This window comes from Roseateles puraquae (assembly GCF_002205845.1).
Lineage (GTDB): Bacteria > Pseudomonadota > Gammaproteobacteria > Burkholderiales > Burkholderiaceae_C > Pelomonas > Pelomonas puraquae.
Window position 1 is genome coordinate 1 of sequence record NZ_NISI01000025.1, and the last position, 16,725, is coordinate 16,725.

At 62.3% G+C, this 16,725-nt stretch carries 13 protein-coding genes and 1 pseudogene; 3 read left to right on the plus strand and 11 right to left on the minus strand.

What is annotated here, in order from left to right; translation table 11 throughout:
- Positions 1–91: 91 nt before the first annotated feature.
- On the minus strand, positions 92–1,063 hold the full coding sequence (locus CDO81_RS26935; protein ID WP_088486357.1) for a site-specific integrase: 972 nt from the start codon (positions 1,061–1,063) through the stop codon (positions 92–94).
- Positions 1,064–1,129: 66 nt separating this feature from the next.
- On the opposite strand from CDO81_RS26935, the gene CDO81_RS26940 reads away from it, so the two are divergent.
- Positions 1,130–2,470 (plus strand): SAM-dependent methyltransferase, encoded by a 1,341-nt coding sequence (locus CDO81_RS26940; protein ID WP_088486358.1) that lies wholly within the window; start codon positions 1,130–1,132, stop codon positions 2,468–2,470.
- A 3-nt stretch (positions 2,471–2,473) separates the two neighbouring features.
- Here CDO81_RS26940 and CDO81_RS26945 read toward each other — a convergent pair whose 3' ends face one another.
- The 3 genes from CDO81_RS26945 to CDO81_RS26955 are packed head-to-tail and all read right to left on the minus strand — an operon-like array spanning position 2,474 to position 6,275.
- Complete coding sequence (locus tag CDO81_RS26945; RefSeq protein ID WP_144397432.1) at positions 2,474–3,559, minus strand: hypothetical protein; 1,086 nt, start codon at positions 3,557–3,559, stop codon at positions 2,474–2,476.
- Entirely contained in the window at positions 3,556–4,206 is a 651-nt protein-coding gene (locus CDO81_RS26950) for a hypothetical protein (protein WP_144397433.1), read from the minus strand. Before CDO81_RS26950 ends, CDO81_RS26945 begins: the two co-directional genes overlap by 4 nt.
- Positions 4,203–6,275 carry an AAA family ATPase gene (locus CDO81_RS26955; protein WP_088486361.1) on the minus strand — a complete coding sequence of 691 codons (2,073 nt, stop codon included), beginning with the start codon at positions 6,273–6,275 and terminating at the stop codon, positions 4,203–4,205. The genes CDO81_RS26950 and CDO81_RS26955 overlap by 4 nt, the downstream gene beginning before the upstream one ends.
- Positions 6,276–6,988: 713 nt before the next feature.
- Between CDO81_RS26955 and CDO81_RS26960 the strand changes: the two are divergent.
- Positions 6,989–7,996 (plus strand): annotated as a pseudogene (locus tag CDO81_RS26960) (IS3 family transposase).
- 36 nt (positions 7,997–8,032) lie between these two features.
- Here the strand turns inward: CDO81_RS26960 and CDO81_RS28300 are convergent.
- The 5 genes from CDO81_RS28300 to CDO81_RS26980 all read right to left on the minus strand — a co-directional run bounded on the left by CDO81_RS28300 (position 8,033) and on the right by CDO81_RS26980 (position 14,265).
- On the minus strand, positions 8,033–8,191 hold the full coding sequence (locus CDO81_RS28300; RefSeq protein ID WP_158218447.1) for a hypothetical protein: 159 nt from the start codon (positions 8,189–8,191) through the stop codon (positions 8,033–8,035).
- A gap of 488 nt (positions 8,192–8,679) precedes the next feature.
- Positions 8,680–9,054, minus strand: coding sequence for a hypothetical protein (locus tag CDO81_RS27900; RefSeq protein ID WP_144397434.1), 375 nt, complete (start codon positions 9,052–9,054; stop codon positions 8,680–8,682).
- 12 nt (positions 9,055–9,066) lie between these two features.
- A complete protein-coding gene (locus CDO81_RS26970) occupies positions 9,067–10,386 on the minus strand; it encodes a TniQ family protein (protein WP_158218448.1) in 1,320 nt (439 codons plus the stop codon).
- Positions 10,387–10,405: 19 nt separating this feature from the next.
- On the minus strand, positions 10,406–11,599 hold the full coding sequence (locus CDO81_RS26975; RefSeq protein WP_088486364.1) for an ATP-binding protein: 1,194 nt from the start codon (positions 11,597–11,599) through the stop codon (positions 10,406–10,408).
- Complete coding sequence (locus CDO81_RS26980) at positions 11,596–14,265, minus strand: Mu transposase C-terminal domain-containing protein (RefSeq protein WP_088486365.1); 2,670 nt, start codon at positions 14,263–14,265, stop codon at positions 11,596–11,598. The genes CDO81_RS26975 and CDO81_RS26980 overlap by 4 nt, the downstream gene beginning before the upstream one ends.
- 366 nt (positions 14,266–14,631) lie before the next feature.
- Here CDO81_RS26980 and CDO81_RS26985 point away from each other — a divergent pair, with 366 nt between their 5' ends.
- On the plus strand, positions 14,632–15,225 hold the full coding sequence (locus CDO81_RS26985; protein ID WP_088486366.1) for a hypothetical protein: 594 nt from the start codon (positions 14,632–14,634) through the stop codon (positions 15,223–15,225).
- Here CDO81_RS26985 and CDO81_RS28305 read toward each other — a convergent pair.
- Both CDO81_RS28305 and CDO81_RS28555 read right to left on the minus strand, forming a co-directional pair.
- On the minus strand, positions 15,210–15,533 hold the full coding sequence (locus CDO81_RS28305; protein ID WP_158218449.1) for a hypothetical protein: 324 nt from the start codon (positions 15,531–15,533) through the stop codon (positions 15,210–15,212). The genes CDO81_RS26985 and CDO81_RS28305 overlap by 16 nt on opposite strands.
- A 792-nt stretch (positions 15,534–16,325) precedes the next feature.
- Positions 16,326–16,725: hypothetical protein (locus CDO81_RS28555; protein WP_206602185.1), on the minus strand; the 400-nt coding region annotated here is incomplete at its 5' end.

Below are 16,725 nucleotides of genomic sequence, written 5' to 3' on the forward strand. Positions count from 1 at the left end.
GCTACAACTGGCATCGGCCACACTCCGCACTCAACCGCCAGCCGCCCATGAGCCGTATCCCGGCCATGAACAACCTACTGGAACTCAACAGCTAGTTCACCGGCGGGGTCACGGAAGCCCCGACCAGCCTGGCGAGCAGGTCCGCTGCGATCCGACGCCCTGCAACGCTGCTGTCCGCCAGGCCCTGCGATGAAGATCGCTGCCGACTGGCCACCTGACGCTCGATGGCCCTGATGTAGTCGCGAGCGCCGCTACCCGCGAGTTCCTTGAAGCTGTCCCGAATTGCCCTTGTGGTCAGGGCTGCGGCGTCACCCGTGTCGTGCCTCGAGGTCCAGGTCTTGAGCAGCCCCCACGCCGCAGCTCCTGACACCGATTCCTCAGACCTGAGCCGGACGATGAGGGCGGCATGTTCACCCAGGGGCCCAGACCGCCCCAACCGCAACGCCGCGTAGCGCCGCAGCTGCTGCACCAGCACGAAGGGCAAGGCAACGGGGTCCTCGCGCCAGACTGGGTGCACCGTGGCGCCGCCCTGTTGATCTGGCACGAGGTCACGAGCTTTGAGGTCTGCGATTTCTCGGGCGCGGAATCCGCCCCAGAACGCAAGGCCGACGGCGCACCTCACGCGGATCTCGGCCTCATCGTCCTGGTCCCCTGGATTGAGCAGGAACTCGATCAAGCCATCGGGAACCTGAAACGCGCTCGCCGGTCGACCGGGAGCGCAGCGCTGACTACCGACTCCCGGCACCCAGTCCAGCCACCGCTGCGACCAGCAGTAGCGCAAGAAGGCGCGCGTGATCCGTGCTGCCTGAAGCGCGCTGGACGTCTTCAACGCGGACTTGCGCTTCTCGGTGATGGTCGATCGGACCTTGGTCAAGTCACCAAGGTAGGCCAGCCACGCCTCTTCGGTGATCGCCATGACGCCATGTATGTCGGACGCGGCAAGGTGTTCGCGAAAGCGCTTGACCTCCCCTGCATAGGCGCGCTGGGTCGCATCGCTGACGTGAGCGCACGCCGCGAGCCACATTCGCTCGGCCTTACGCACGGAGATCTCGGCACTTTGCATTCCATAATTATGTACATAATTTCGAATCTCGGTTAGGATTGATCGACTTCACAATCGACGGCAACCATGCGCAACCCACCCGAGCGCTACCTTCAAACTCTGCGTGAGCACTTCGCACAAGCTCCGCAGTGGTTCAACTCGGGCACTGGCAAGCCGGAAGTGCCCATGACGCCAACCAGCGGCGCCGCCCTGACGACGTACCAGGACGGGAAAGGCACTGCCTTCCAGCGGTGGTTCCACTTCAAGGAAGCCTTCTCCCCTGAGTTCGTCACCGCGGCCATTGCCTCGCTGGGCTACCGCCCCACTCACGTGGTCGACCCCTTTGGGGGGTCCGGCACCAGCGCGATCACATCGCAGCTGCTCTCGATCAACGCGACGACGGTGGAGGTCAACCCGTTCCTCGCCGACGTCATCAAGGCCAAGCTCAGCCCCTTGACCGCAGAGAAGCTGCTGTCAGCCGCTGCGGACTTTCAGGCCCGCTTGCATGACACGCCGGCCGACCTATCCCGGCTCGCTCATCTGCCCGCCACGTTCATCGAGAGCAAGGACAAGGACCGGTGGATCTTTCCGCGTGCGGTCGCCCGCCGCCTGGCCCAGTACCTGACCTGCATCGAAGCCATCGAGGACGTCGACGTCCGGCGCTTCTTCCGCGTCGTCCTGGGCGCGGTGGTTGTGGACTGCAGCAATGTCTACGTGAACGGCAAGGGGCGCAGGTATCGTGGCGCCTGGCGCCTGAACCAGCCCACGCCCGAGAAGCTGGACCTGCACTTCGGTCAACAGTTCAACACCTCCTTCGAGGATGTGCTGCGGTTCGAGAACCGTCCGCGCTCGCAGGTCACCGTAATCAACGGAGATTCCCGCACCGCCCTGCAGCAGGTGCAGGAGCCCGCAGACTTGGTCGTCTTCTCGCCGCCCTACCCCAACTCGTTCGACTACACCGACATCTACAACGTCGAGTTGTGGGTGCTCGGCTATATCGGGTCTGCAGCCGACAACACGACCCTGCGCAACCAGACGCTGCGCTCGCATGTGCAGATCCGGCGCGCCTACGAGGGCCCCAAGCGCAAGTCGAAGAGCCTCGCCGCTGTTCTGGACGCGCTCAGCAGCAGGCGCGACACGCTTTGGGACCCAACCATCCCCGACATGGTCGGCGCCTACTTCCGAGACTTGGAGATGGTACTGGAGCAGACCCAGCGGTTGTTGGCCACCACCGGCCGGGCCATGATGGTGGTCGGCGACTCTCGATACGCCGACGTGCGCATCGAGGTCGCCTCCATACTCGCGGAACTGGCCAAGAGCATGGGCTTTGGCCGCGTCACGACGCGCGAAGTCCGCCAGATGCGCTCAAGCGCGCAGCAGGGCGGCAGCTTTCAGCTCGCCGAGAGCATCGTCGAATTGGCGATCTGAGACCTAGGTGCCGGGAGGCTTGCCGTACCGATTCACTCGGTGCTGCTTGTTCGATGACGTGACCCAGTAGCGCCGGGCGTACACGCCATGCGGCGCGGCTTCGGTCTCGATGGCCTTGGTGATCTCGGCCTTGTCCCCGTCACAGAAGTCGTAGACACAGAGGAATCCGACCTTCAGGTTTTCGTCATCGCGGTAGGCGGCCGCCTGCGGCACCCCCGACACCGCCCAGTCGATGTTCTCCTTGAGGGTGATCTTTCCGGGCGTCGTCTTGGCCGGGTCAATGGGAGTACTGAAGTCCTTAGTGACCTTAAGCTCGAAAACTGCGCTGGTGTGCACAGGATCGTGGGGAACGAAGGTGATGTCCGCACGGCCATACCCGATCCACATCTCGGCCTTGATCCGGGCGACGTCGCTGTACTTGCCCATCATGAAGGTCCAGAGGTCGTCTTGCACGACCCCCTCTGCGCCTTCTATGACGATGCGGTTCGCGCGGTCCTTCCACCAACCACGCGGCTGGCGCCCATTGGACTCATAGAACCGCTCGAGCAGAAGATCCAAGGCGGCCAGATCAATGGTCACCGGTGCGTCGCTCAGATCCCGCTGAATCTCGGGCGTCTCTTCGCAATCGACGCCGCGTGGCCAAATGACCAGCGAGGACGTGCTCAGCAGGGCCACCGTGAAGGCATTGCCGAGGCCAGCGGCGCGCAGAGCGTCGGTCATCGCATTGGTGTCCTGGACATAGTCCGGCTTGACGTAGGCGCTGATCTCGGCCGTACCGACGGCGAGTGTTCCGGCGTACGGGTCCGTGTGCGAGCCTCCGAGCATGGGCCTTTTCGTCCAGCCGAGGCCTTTGCCCACTTCGGTGCAGTCATCGGCGTGCACCAGCACCACGGGCGCCTCCAGCTCCTTGCCCTTGGCCCGCAGGTGCCGGGCGTGCGCGGTGAGCGTACGAGACCACGCGTCCTGGAAGGCCGCTTGAGACCCAGCATCCGCAACAGAAAGGCCGGCTGCGCCGCCGTTCACGACTGCCTGGACAGCCCCCTTGAGGGCCCCACCCATGCCCATTGTGTTCGTGCTGCCGGCGGTCATGCTTCTGCCATCGCCCGGTCAAGGTAATCGCAGTACAGCCGGACTCCGTCCCGCTGCACATCGGGCCGCAGTTGGCGCAGATGATCGATGAGGTAGCGAGCCACCTCGACGTTCTTGTTCTCGTGACTCCATTCGGAGAAATCCACGACCTCGCCCGGCGCGACCGTCGCGTCGCCATAGTTCGCATCGACCCGGCCGATGTCGGCTCGTGCCCCCATGAACTTCCCGAAGCAGGCCGACACCAGCTCGCGCAGCAGCCTGGCCGTTCGCCTGGCCTCTGCAGAGTGCATCAACATGGCGTCGCAGATCGCGGCGCCCTGCGACCCCAGGCCGTACTCGGCGGCCATGCGGCCCTTGGCGCCAAACTCCACATGCTCGATGACCAGGACGCCCGCAAACGCCAGGCGGTCAACCTCACGCTGCACGTCGGGGAAGAACGGGTAATCACCGCGCTTCAGGACTCGGCCGCGGACTCGCGTCACGTCGAACAGGTCCGCGAGCGTGTTCGCCAGGTACAGGATGACGTGCAGCTTGGAGGTCTCCATCGGCGTCAGGCCCATACGGCGCGCCTCAGAGACGCAAAGCACGATCCAGGCCTTCCACATGCCGGCGCTGTCCAGGCTTGAGGGAGCGGCAGCCATACTCATGCGCCCTCGCCCGCGGCCTGGACCGGGGGGTAGATTGCCAAGTCACGCTCGCGCTCATACGCCTCGCGGAAGCGCTCCAATGCCCGGGTAGGCACGGCAACTTTCAGCAGATCCAGGACGTGCTGCTCCCGCTCTTCGACCGGAACCATCGGCGGCATGTCGGTCGGGTCCTCGTCCACGACCTGGCCATAGAATTCTTTGTCCGGGTAAGCGCCGAACAACGCAGGAATCATCTGCTCGCGATTGATATTGGAAGAGGCAATCAACCTCGTGTCGTGGCCGCCGTTCGAGCGCGTTGCGAATCGGCGCAGCAAGTCGGCAGCGCGCGGCACGAAGACCGAGTCGAGGCTGGCCTCAGGGGTCTCGAGCACCATCATGACGGCCGCGTTTGGCGCAGCAAGCTCCAACAGCGCCATCCGGAATGCAAGGTCGATGAACTCCTTCTGCGACTCGGACACCGACTGCCCTGCCTCACGCACCGTGATGGTGTCTCGGTTCACCCCGGAGGTCAGCGCTGGCAAGAAATGAGGGAACGTGAACAGGTCCGTGTCCGCGCGCTGGCCCAGGCGCCGCGTGCGAGGGGCGTACTTGATCTCGCACTTCTCCGCCAGGAAGCCCTGGATGTACCTGGCAAAAGCCTGCTCGATCTGCCCGGAAACCGCGCGTACCTCCTGATCGATGGCATCCGTGAGCTCGCGGAACTGGTTCGAGACCTCGAGATGCTCGACCTCCAGCTGGGTCAGCGTGGCTTCGAAGGCCAGCACGGACTTCATGATCTCGTCCCGGCGTTCAAGCGCGTTCGGCAGGCTGTCCCCGAACGCGCGCAACTGCTGCTCCAAGGCGGACACCTTTCCGGTGACCGACACGACCTCGGCGGCCGTCAAAGAGTAGTTGTTCTCGGCGTCACGTAGCGGCTGCTCCATCGCAGCCAGGTAGTCTTCTGCCGTCTTGATAACGGCGCGCTGCTTCTCGATGTCGTCACCGGCGTGCGGATCGTTGGCGGGCTTGTGGCCCTGTTCCAGCGGGCTGCTGCACACCGGGCAGACGTTCATGTAGAGCTTGCCCTCGACCTTCTCCTTGGCCTCGGCGGTGTTGGTGCCGCAAACCAGGCAGCCGGCGCCGGCCTCGAAGTGCGCCAGCAGGTACCGTGCAGGCGCAGCCAACTGCGGGAAGAAGGACTCGTAAAAACTGTTCAGCTGCCCAGCCAGGGAGGCACGGCCGTCGTAAATCTCCTGACGACGGTTCTCCATCTGCTCCCGCAGCAGGTCGCGCTCTTTGCCCAGCTCGTTCTTGCGTACAACCAGTGCCTTGAGCTCGCCTCGACGCTCTGCCAGCGCTTGGATGTGCCGCTGAATCTCGCCACCCTCGATCGTGGCGGCCTGCTTGCCCGCCTCTTTCTTTCGGCGGAACAGGACGGCTCGCACGTTGCGGTACTCGCTGTCCTTGCTCAGCAACTCGTTGAAAAGCTCGACATATTGTCCGCGCCGTTGGCTCTGATCACCGACCAGGATGCCAAGGATGTCACCTTGCGCGGCTGTGTCCCACACCAGGCTGCGCCGGTCCTCAAGATAGAAGACGATGTAGCGCAGCAGGAACACGAAGTCGTCGAACGAGGCCAGGCCCGACGCCACGACCACTTGCTCCCGATAGGTGGCTTCCATCTCAACGCCGCGAGCCGCAGGGAACGGCTGTTGATCCACGGACAGATCGACGACATCCAGATTAGCAAGCGACCGGGTCACCTCGAACTCGCGCTCACCCAGCGTGAACCAGATCGTGACCTTGGCGTTCACTGCGGCATCCGGCGCGCGCCTGCGGAACCAGGACCGGTCCGAAGCAACGATGCGCCGACGCTTGTCGCCAAGCTCGTCGTCGCCCGGGACGTCAGACGCCCCAGTGAGACCGCGCAATAGCATGTTGAGCAACGTCGTCTTGCCGAGGCCATTGATGCCCACGATGACGTTCACGCCGGGCACGAACACGTGATCCAGCCCGGGCTTGTCCGCGGTGCCGGCGTAGATTGCAAAGTCAGTGACCTTGACGCGCTTGAGAACGGGGAAGTTGATCATCGGCACTCCCTCTGGCCTAGGCTGGGATCGAATGCGACACGGCGCTGAGGCAGCTCGAAGAGCGCGCACAACCGCACGACGGCGCAGCCTGAAGCTGCGACGAGGGTCCGCTGCCGAGTTTGATCCTGCATATCCCTGAATGTGTTTGTGGCGGATGCTGAGGTGACGACCCGCTTAGCTGCGACTCTACTGACATCCCAGCCTGCGCCACCTTCGGGGAAGCCCTGTCCGAAAGACGGCGGCGTCCCGAAAGGCACGACCGAGCAAGGTCAGCGAGAGGGCGGCAGCGCCGACAACCGCCGCCTGACTGCACGGTTTGGCCAAAGGTCGGGATACCCATGCTGCCCCCTTTTCGCATCAGCACCGCGCAGGTCGCTTACGTCCGCGGATGCGCCACAAATGCTGACTGGCAAGTAGACCGCCGCCGAAATTGGTTGTCGTGGCAAGCAGCTGAGCTTGCGGCCATTAGCAAGCATCAGCTGCTGGGATCTGGCGCGGCAGCGTTTGCCACCGCGACGCTTGGCGCCTCGTTGCTTCTACCCCTGCGACTAAATCGGTAGTCGCCGGACCTCCGCTGCGGCGTGCGCGCCCATCTGGAGACTGATTCCAGCATCCCGGTCGGCGATGGAACTTAGAAGTGAGCTGCCCACTGTTTTTCGTCTTCCAAGGGTCGATGGTTAGCATCGAGACCTGAAGGACGAGAAGTACAGAAGATACCGAAGCAGGAGTACACGGCCGAGTTCAACGAACAGGCCGTCGAGCGGGCGCAGGAGGTTGGCGTCGGGGTTGCGGCCCGGGAACTTGGACTGGTCCAGCAGACGCAGCGCAACTGGGTCAAGGCCGTGGCCGCCGGTAAGCTCGCGGCTGCTGGCGCCAAGCCGGTGACGCCTGAGCAGATGGAGCCGTCCCGGCTGCGCGCGGAGAACGCGCGGCTCAAGATGCACGTCACCATCCTAAAAAAAGCGACGCCGTACTTTGCGAAGGATGGGCTGTGAAGTACGCCTGGATCGATGCGCAGCGCCGCGAGCTCCCGCTGCCCGATATGTGCGCAGTGCTGGCAGTCAGCGTCAGCGGCTACCGGGCCTGACGCCGTGGCGGCAAGCCTGGCCGCACGCGGCTGAGCGACCCGCAGGCTGTGAGCTTGATCAAGAGCGTCCATGCCGAGGTCAAGGCCGCCTATGGATCGCGGCGCATGCACCGCGAGCTGCAGGGCCGGGGTCACCGCATTGGGCTGCGCCGCGTCAAGCGGCTGATGCGCGAGCACGGCATGCGCGCGCGTCACAAGCGGCGCTTCAAGGCGCCGACGGACTCCAAGCACTCGATGCCGGTGGTGCCCAACCTGCTGGCGCGCGACTTCACGCCTGCGGCGCCCAACCGCGTCTGGACGGGCGACATCACCTACATCCAGACCACTGAGGGCTGACTCCAGCCAGGCGATGACGAGCAAGCTTACCGAGTACGGCATGACGGCGTCGATGAGCCGCAAGGGCAAGTGCTGGGACAACGCGCCCACCGAGAGCTTCTTCAACAGCCTGAAGAACGAACAGGGGCATGGCACGACCTACGCGACGCGAGCCACTGCACAAGCCGACCTGTTCGAGTACATCGAGGTGTTCTACAACCGGAGTCGCCGCCACTCAACGCTGGGTTACAGCTCGCCGGTTAGGTTCCTGGAGGACTGGATCAGCAAGCATGTCGATCAGTCAGCCAAGGCGGCATGAGCGCGCCCCGTTGGAAGGCGAAATTCGATGGGCACCTCAGAGGTCGGCGTCCACCGTAGCCCGTCGCTTTGCCTCCACCGCGGCACGCCTCTCCACGTTTTCCATATGCTTGGCCCTGAGCATGTTGCCAAATCGGATCAGGAGAAGAATCAGCAACACGTAGCCCAGGAAATAGGGGTTGAGCAGAACGTCCATACCAAAGAATGTAGTCCAGGTCTGCCGCTAAGGCAGCCCTCACCCGCACGCCAGTCCGGCCGCCGCACACATGCGCCACGACCTCAAGCCTAATTTGAGTCTCTCCGGTTTCAACGCATCCTGCGACGAAGGGCGCTCGACAAGGCACCCTTACGCGCCAATGCCATGGCCCGAATTTTGGGGCGAGAGCTCGCCCGCACCTTGACTCTGCCCAGCAGGCGCGGTGAACCAGCCATGGCCCCAGTAGAACGCTGCGGCTCAGCTGCCATCAACTCGCGGACCTGATCTCGCGTGAGCTGCCCAGTCGCAAACAAGCGCGCCGCCTTCTCAGCCAGTTCGTCAGAGATGGTGACGAATTTTCCAGGGGCGACCCGAATTCGCTTCATACCCTGATTCTCTTTGAAGGACGCCGCCGCCAGGAGGTGGCAGTATGAGACTACTGCCGGCTCACGTGCGCCGGGCGACTCCATCAAGGTTGCAACTCAACATCAAGGTTGCAACTTGACGGCGGAGAGCTTGGACCAGAATAGATCGCTGATGTCAGCGGCCCCCGATAGCCCACTACGGGCCGCATTGACCTCAATCACTTCACGGTTGGTCGGGTGGACCTCGGGGCCAGCCAGCAGCCGATACTGGCGCCCAGACGAGGTGCGGACCAGACACATGGCTGGGTCTGCCGAGGCAAGCGCCGATGTCACCCGGGCCACCCCGCCCTCCCTCCAGATCGACAGATGTACGTCACCCGATGGCAGCCGGCACATCCGCCATGACATCACATCGACTCGCTCTTCCTGCTCGACGCCGGGAGCGTCCCGTTCGTTTGCAAAGGTCAAACCAAAGGCGCCGTTTCCAATCGGAATCATGGCTGCTCCTGGCTAGCTACGAAGAAGGCCTGGCCGACAAATGACGGCTCGGTAAGCTTCAAGCATGCCGGCGTCCAGCAGCGAGAAGCCTCGCCGACGCACGGCCGATTCCACGAGCTTGCGACCGGGGAACTTGCCCTGGCCTACCAACTCCAGCACCGCCGCCTCCACCTGCGCAGTTCTTTGAACGGCACGCTCTTCGCGCCACTGCGCCATGATGCTTCGTCGCCGGCCAGTCAACTGAGCGGCCTGCTTGCCAAACCAATACCGCAGGAAGCCGCGGCTGACACCAGCGGCTGCAGCCACCTCCCGCAAGCTGGGCGGCATGTCCTGCCGCAGCGCTTCACTCAGAAAGCCTGCGGCCCGCAACCGGATCTCGGGACCGTGCCGCGTCAATTGGCCCCCGCGCATCGGCGCCGTGTTCTGTGCAGGCGCAGGCACGGATGCGGCACCGAAAACTTCATCTGCAGAGCGCTGAAGGGCCGAACAGACCCTTATCACAGCTTCCAACGACACCCGGTCCTTCCGACGCAGCCACGCGTTCAAGGCTCGCGGTTGAAGGCCCATCTTGCGGCACAAGGCTGCGCGCTCGCCTTGGCCAAGCGCCTGAACAGCGTGCTCGACGAAGGCAAGCCATCGCTCTCTCGGTTCGCAGATGAGGTCGCCCTGAACGGCGACCAACTGATCGATGTAGAGCGCGCCATCGCCCCAAGCGTCTGTGCCGAAGCTTGCTGACGCGAGGTCTCCATCGGCAATGTCGAACAAGGGCGAGAGGCAGTGGTCACACCAGCCGATCTGCGGATGACGCGGTATGGCTGGCTGAGACTTCCCGCAGTGCGCACAACGATCCTGGAGGGCAACCGAGTGCTCGGTGCACCTGTCCACCGCCACCAGCGACCAGCGCAGCTGCCAATGCGCTCCGCCTGAGGCAAGGGCCCCTTCTCTCAAACACTCAGGGCACCACCTGGGCTGGCGAGCCAGCAGTGCTTGCCCATTTGATGGGAACAGGCTGCTCCAGGGAAGCATCGACAGCGTGGCCAAGTCCTTCCTGCCTGTGGCCGCGCCCAGTGCGCGCACGAACACCCCGGCATAGTGGCCTGCCCCATCAATGGTCAACGCATGTCGAGCGAAGAAGCTGGCATAAGTCCATCGAGCAATGTCCGGCTCCAGTTCGGCAAGGACTCGGGCGACCATTTCGCGCGGCCGCACGCAGTGCTCGACCGCTAGCCGCACGAGATAGCCTCGAAGCGACTCGCGCTGCGGTGTACCAAGGCCCACCGGCTCGAGGCCGTACAAAGCAGTACCCGGCGCCAGGCCCGCAGGTCGGTCCAAGTCGAACGGGATAGACGACTCAGAGCGCGTTGACACGGGCGGCACCGCCAACCTTGTCGCGAGTCGGATTGCGCGAACCAACGGGCAATGCACTGCGGCTGCGTCTCGGCTTCTGCGCTGGCCCTGGAACGTCGGGTTGCAATGCCTCGAGCCGCTTGGCGCTCAAGTGCGCGATGACATCCTTGGGCGTCATCCGCGCCAGCGCACTGACCTCTGTCAGCTCGACATCTTCGAGCGCTACGCAGCCAAGCGCGGACTCCTCCATGATGCGCAAGATTGCCTTGTTCGATTGAGCTGACGCATCGAAGTGTTTCTGCGTGACGATGCTGGCGCCCTCCTTGAGGGCGCATTCCAACGCGTCGCGAAACAAATCTCGCAGGATGCCGATGCAGCCAGCCGTCTTGTTGTAGAAGTAACCTATCCGGCTCAGAATGCCTTGTTCGACTGGGATCGGCAGTCGATTTCCCAGATACACCACACACGACTTGAAGGCCTTCAGGTCTTCTTCCAACTCCAGTCGGTAGGCAGGAAAATGGACGATCTGGCTTCGGCGCATGAGCTGGGCACTGTGATCCCGGATTTCCAACAGCTTGTAGGTGCCGATCAAGACGATCGTGGCATTGCAGCGGTCCGCCAGCGACTTCAGGTTCTCGAACTGGAACTCGAGCTGTCGCTGGTCGTGGCACATGAGGATGTGATGGGCCTCGTCAATGATCCAGAGCTTGGTCTTGCGTCGAAGGAAGGCGCGCTCGATGTGCCTGCGCAACGGGTCCGTGCTCAGCGATTCGCCCACGCTCTGCATGCCGGGCACGGTCTCGAACATCGTCAGCTGGCCCGGAAACACCTTTCGGTCGATGAGCGGTTCATTGAGCTGTTCCAGGGTGCGGACATAGAAGTCCTTCCAATTGAAGCTGCGACCATGCGGCGGAGTCGTCGTCACCAGCACCGCTGGCACCAAGGACGGATCCTTTTCGCAGGCTTCCTTGGCCTCGATCACCGCCTGTTTGCGCAGGCTGATGCCCAGCGTCGACTTCCCTACGCCAGTGGGGCCCGTCAAGATGACAACTCGTGACGCCCGACCGCAGGCTGCGAAATCCCGGGTTTTGTGAAACGCGTCCTTGAAGCGCGGATGCTGCTTGCGCACGCTCTCGAAGGCCATCAAGTGGGTCTGGATGTCGGCGTCTCCGACAGGCTCGCCATCGGTCGCGTTCATTCGATGTCCCCATAGTCAACAACCTCGATGTCGGCGAAGACATCATCAACATCCTCAGTGGCGCCAGCGGGCGCAGATGCCGCTGCTGGCTGCCGTCGCGCCGCCTCTGCAATGACTTCTTGCGCCTGCTCGGCGGCCTTGCGCGCGTCAGCATCGGCAACAAGTCGGCCTTCCTGCAAGCTGAGTTTTTCTAGATACGCGGCAAGCACCTTTGCCGAGATGGCACGGTTGGCATAGGTCCCCGCGAGGTTCTCCCTCAATTCCGCACTAGCGGCCATGATCTCGCGCTCGCTGTAGCGCTGGAACGTGGCGTAGTAGACCGACTTAAGCTCCACCCACACCTTGCCGATTCGGGCATACGCCAATCCCATATTGAAGGGGTCAAAGCGAACTGCCACATCCGCCCCCACCAAACCAGGCCCCTTCAGTTCAGGTGCAGCGTAGGGAATCCCGTTGATCTTGACGTAGGCGCCAGGCCGGATCCGCGCCGTGCCCTTAGGGGTCGACGGCAGCGTCATCATCCGAAAGTTCTCGTCGCAGGCGTACCGATTGTGTAGGCGCTCGCCGAAGGTGGCCACCCCATGACGGAAGGCCTCCCCTGGCGCAACACCCAGCGTCTGGTTGACCACCGTCGCGTACACCTCGTTGATGTAGCCCTCAAGTGCGTCAGCGAAATCGCGGATGGTCCAGACGGCCCTGATTCGCGGGTCGTGCGTCTTTGACATGCTCCGCGGTGTCTGCAGCGGTACGTTGTTGCCTCGAAGTTCGTGGATGAGGTCCACGTTCGCTCGATTGAACAGCAGCTCAATGAGACTGCCATGCCGTGGCGCACCTTTGGGGCGATGCTTCTTGCTGCAGTGGAGATAGGCCAGCAGCCGCTCGAAATAGGTACTCCGGAAATCGCTGCCCCAATCGACAACCACGGTCGCAGGCACACGACCATGACGGCGCACGCAATCGCGCAGCAACATCATGCAGGATCGATAGCTGGGGGCGTCATAAGTGACGTAGATCGCCAGGATCATGCGGGAGTAGGCATCGATCAGGACTGTCAACCAGCACTTTCGAGTCTTGCGACCGAACCTTGGGTCCACCAACTGCAGGTCGACCTCGGTGTGGTCGATATGGCCAATCTCGAAAGGGCGCTGGCCGTGTCGAGGCGTATCCGACTCCAGCCACCAGTACCACTGATCGATTTGATAGGCCCGCTTGGCCCCCTCGCGCGCTTCGACCGCCTCCACAGGCGTGAACATGCTGTTGATAGCCCGAAAGACGGTCTTCTCACTCGGCTGGATTGCGCCGGCCGCTTCACATTCATTTCGGATCAGTCCCCAAAGGACCTTCGTCGACCGCGCCTCGGGCGTGAGGAACTTGGCTTCCAAGACCGACTTGATGATCTCGAGAGTTGCCGGCGGCAGCTTGGGAAGCCGATTGCCCCGTCGGTGGATGTTCGGCAGCAACCCCAAGAAGCCGTTGCCGTAGAGTTCCTCGCCCCGTTTGAACTCGCTGCGCCACTTGGTCAAGGTGCGTGTCGGCGTACGCTTCCCAGGCGGCGACAGGTCTGGGAACAGCGCGTTGTACTTCTCAAGCGCACGGGCGTATTCGGCGTCTGTCGCGTGCTGCATCCGTTCCCGCTGTCGAGCAACGCATGCCGACTCTGCACTCGGATCAGCAAGGATCTCACCCTTGCCAATCAGAGCCTCCATGTCCTTTCGCGGCAACTCGATCAGCGCACCTTCATCGGGCTTGAGGAAGTACGCGGTGTCGCCGACATTGAGAATCTGCATCACCCGACCGTCCCAGCACACGCGCGCACCCGGTAACAGATCGAGCACGGAGATATCGATGCGGTCGCCGGTTTGCTCCGATGCAGAGATCGCAAGATGAGTGGCCGCAGCGTTCTCATCCCGGTAGATGTAGGTCAGCCAGGGCTCGCTGAGTCGGCTGGACTCCAGGTTCACGTGGACCGCCCGTTGCGCGATCAGGGTGTACAAGTGATCTGTGGTGATCGCGGTGTCGGCCTGCAGGTCGCGGATCAGCATCCACTTGGCCTCAGCCAAGGTGTCGATGATCCGTGCCCGGTCCGCGGCAGGAACGTCCGGCACACCATCGATGAAATAGTCGTCCAGCATGCTCAAGTTGTCGACGAGCACGGGATTGTTCTCGTCGGCCACGCGAACCACATAGCCCAAGCCCCAAGCGTGGGCAGCCTGTTCGCCGGGCAAGTAGCGCCACCGTCCATCTCCCTCGCAGACGAAATTGGCATTGCCATTTCGCCGCTCTCGTTCCAGCCATTCACGGGTCTTGCACTCCACCAAACCCACAAAGTTCTGCTGAAGGACCAGGTAGTCTGCGGTCTTCGGAAGATTGCTCTTGCGTCCATCGGCACGAACGATCGGCAGGCTCATGGCCTCCGGCTGATCCCAGAACTCGTAAGTAGCTGAGTCGAACTCCCACGTCCAAACGGACGGCAGCTCGCAGCCGTGGCTCTCGGCCTGAATGACGCGGCCCATCTTTCGGCTGGCGAACTTGCAAGTCACATTGCGCGCACCCGATCCAACCGCGCGCGACGGATCTGAGTTCCGAACTCGCCGGATGTAGGCACGGCCCGCGGCGGTGACGCCTCGGGACTCAAGGTATTTATCCAATTCTTCTTCTGTAAACATCGATCACTCTCCCGGGAGGTGAACGGGTGCAGGGGATCAACATGACCTCCGTCTGGCCTGTCGGCCTGACGCCTGCGGACTGGCTCGTTCCCGCCCTTGCTTGCTTTCGGTCGGGTTCTGCCACGTCGGCACCGACCCCGGCGTGCCGCTCTTTTTGGGCACGTTCTACAAACTTAGACGTCGACCCCCTCCAGATTCAAGAAATAATCTTTTCTTGAACTTGAGCCCTGCGTCATGCTGCGGTAGCGGACGCCTTCCGTACCGATGAGTCAAAGAAAAAGCAGCGGACGTCCCGCGCCGAGGGGGCGCCCGGCCCGTTCCGAACTTGAGGAAGAGCGGGCGCGCAGTTGGGCGACCTACACCCTCATGCGCTCAAGGCTGACCCTGCGCCAGCTCGACAACGCCTGCGGCACCCACGGGTCAGGCCAATGGTCGAGGTACCTGCGCGGCATGTCCTCGCCGACGCCCGAAAAGCTGGCCATCGTGGAGGCGATCGTGCCGGGTACGGCCCGGTGCTACGAATCGCCAATGTGGAATTTCATTGACCCGTGGACGATGGGGACGCTCAACCCACGTGCAATCTACGAATGGCTTGATGAGCCATTGAAGTCAATATTCTGCATGCCGGTCCCGCATCATTCATTTTTCTGGCGAACGACCAGGAATATGAACGCTGAGGCAAACGTACTGCTCGAGACCGCCAAGCGATATGAGCTCCCCTTTGATGTAGTGGCCGGTCTTCTGGGACTCACACATGAGACAGTTATTCATCAAGACTTGCAGTCTTTCCACTCTATGACCGATGTGTGGGCGGATTTCTTCAAGTCGCTGGGGAGCGATCCGAAACTGGACAGCGGCATTTGGAGCGCCCTGCCGCAGACGCTGATTGAAGATTTTTCGGGGGCACTAGAAGTGATCGTCAAAGCGAGCGGGAGGAATAGTCATCAGACCGCTCCCTGATGGCAAAAATGTTTCCTGCACGTGTCAACCAAAAGCTGAGTTGAAATCTCTGCGTAACGGAGATCGCCAACATAGGCTTCATGAAGCTGCGCAGTCCCTGCCCGCAGATCAATCCACATAGCGAACTGACTGCCATGCCAATCAGTGTGGGAAAGGATGAGTGCGCTGTCGTTCAATCGTTCGACCGTCGTCTTGCACGCCCGGCCGGTTTCGGGCTCGCGCTCCTCCACGGTAACCTTTCGGTTTGGCAGCACGGTCGAAAAGCATTCGACGTCAACCCGAAACGGGGGATTCATTTCAACAACCAAGATAGACCTCCAACTTCAGACTTGTAGGTCAATCCTATTACCACCACCTGCACGCGCAAGTGCTGACAAATTATCTGCCGCACGCGACTTTTTAACCGCAGGCGAGCACGCGTCAAGGCACTTCAGCGACCTTGCTTACTTACTCAAAAAATCGATTGATGGACTGCAATCGACCCGACCAAGAGTATCGGGCAGCGCGATTCCGTTTTCGCCGAAGACACTTGTCATATGCTCGGCTTGGCGCTCTCATTTCCACTAGAGTTGAACGCTGCATCTGTAAAAAGCACGGGATGGCACCACCCATTGAAATGGTTGGCATCAGATTCGCTCAGCGCTGAGTTGCGCTAGTTGAGGCACGATGAGGTTGACGACCCGTTCATCGCGCCCGGCTCGAGCGCTACCCTGCCGTGCGCGGCCAGTTGTGTGCGGGCTGGCAGACCAGCGTGCGGTCGCATTGCCAGGCCGTCGCGGTACAGCTCAAGCCAAGGCGCAGAGCAAATCCCGGTTTTCCCGGTTTGTGCGGAAATTCCGCACAAACCGGGAAACTGCGGAAAGTGCATAGGGAAAACCATAGGAGTTCCGGCTTACCTGGCGAAGCTGCAGAGCCGCTCGAGCCTCCCGCGGCGCCCAAAAGATGCCCCGCTCAGGCATCTCGACACCCGACAGTCCGGGAGGCGGCGGCCGATACGGTAAGCCTGCAGATCGCGGGGACGCCAGCCCATGTCAAACGGCGAGGCTACTGCGTCGCATTGGCAGAAGTGGGCCCTATCGCGGCCCACGTTCAGGCCCAACCTACCGCCTTAGTTGTATCGATAGCGGCTGAACTGCGCTCGGCGGAACAGCGCTTCGTGCTGCGATCGTCCAGGTTTCCTGCATCGCAACTGGAGGAAGCACCATCGTCAAGCAAAGCAAGGAACCGTTGAAATCAACGTCAGCTTCGAGGAACGGCGGCGACTGGTTCAGGCTTTCCATCAGTGAGGCCAGGCGGATCGTCACCTGCACGTTCACGCTGGCGTCGATGTCCACCCTGGTACCGTCCGGTCGCTCACCAAACACGCGGCCGCTATCAGCGTTGTACAGAGCGACCAGACTGCCATCTAGCTGTTGAGTTCCAGTAGGTTGTTCATGGCCGGGATACGGCTCATGGGCGGCTGGCGGTTGAGTGCGGAGTGTGGCCGATGCCAGTTGTAGC

Coding starts and splice junctions, on each gene's coding strand:
- CDO81_RS26950 (WP_144397433.1), bottom strand. CDS start 4,206: ATGAGTATGGCTGCCGCTCCCTCAAGCCTGGACAGCGCCGGCATGTGG.
- CDO81_RS26975 (WP_088486364.1), bottom strand. CDS start 11,599: ATGAACGCGACCGATGGCGAGCCTGTCGGAGACGCCGACATCCAGACC.
- CDO81_RS26955 (WP_088486361.1), bottom strand. CDS start 6,275: ATGATCAACTTCCCCGTTCTCAAGCGCGTCAAGGTCACTGACTTTGCA.
- CDO81_RS26945 (WP_144397432.1), bottom strand. CDS start 3,559: ATGACCGCCGGCAGCACGAACACAATGGGCATGGGTGGGGCCCTCAAG.
- CDO81_RS26985 (WP_088486366.1), top strand. CDS start 14,632: ATGCGCTCAAGGCTGACCCTGCGCCAGCTCGACAACGCCTGCGGCACC.
- CDO81_RS27900 (WP_144397434.1), bottom strand. CDS start 9,054: ATGATTCCGATTGGAAACGGCGCCTTTGGTTTGACCTTTGCAAACGAA.
- CDO81_RS26980 (WP_088486365.1), bottom strand. CDS start 14,265: ATGTTTACAGAAGAAGAATTGGATAAATACCTTGAGTCCCGAGGCGTC.
- CDO81_RS26940 (WP_088486358.1), top strand. CDS start 1,130: ATGCGCAACCCACCCGAGCGCTACCTTCAAACTCTGCGTGAGCACTTC.
- CDO81_RS28300 (WP_158218447.1), bottom strand. CDS start 8,191: ATGGACGTTCTGCTCAACCCCTATTTCCTGGGCTACGTGTTGCTGATT.
- CDO81_RS26935 (WP_088486357.1), bottom strand. CDS start 1,063: ATGCAAAGTGCCGAGATCTCCGTGCGTAAGGCCGAGCGAATGTGGCTC.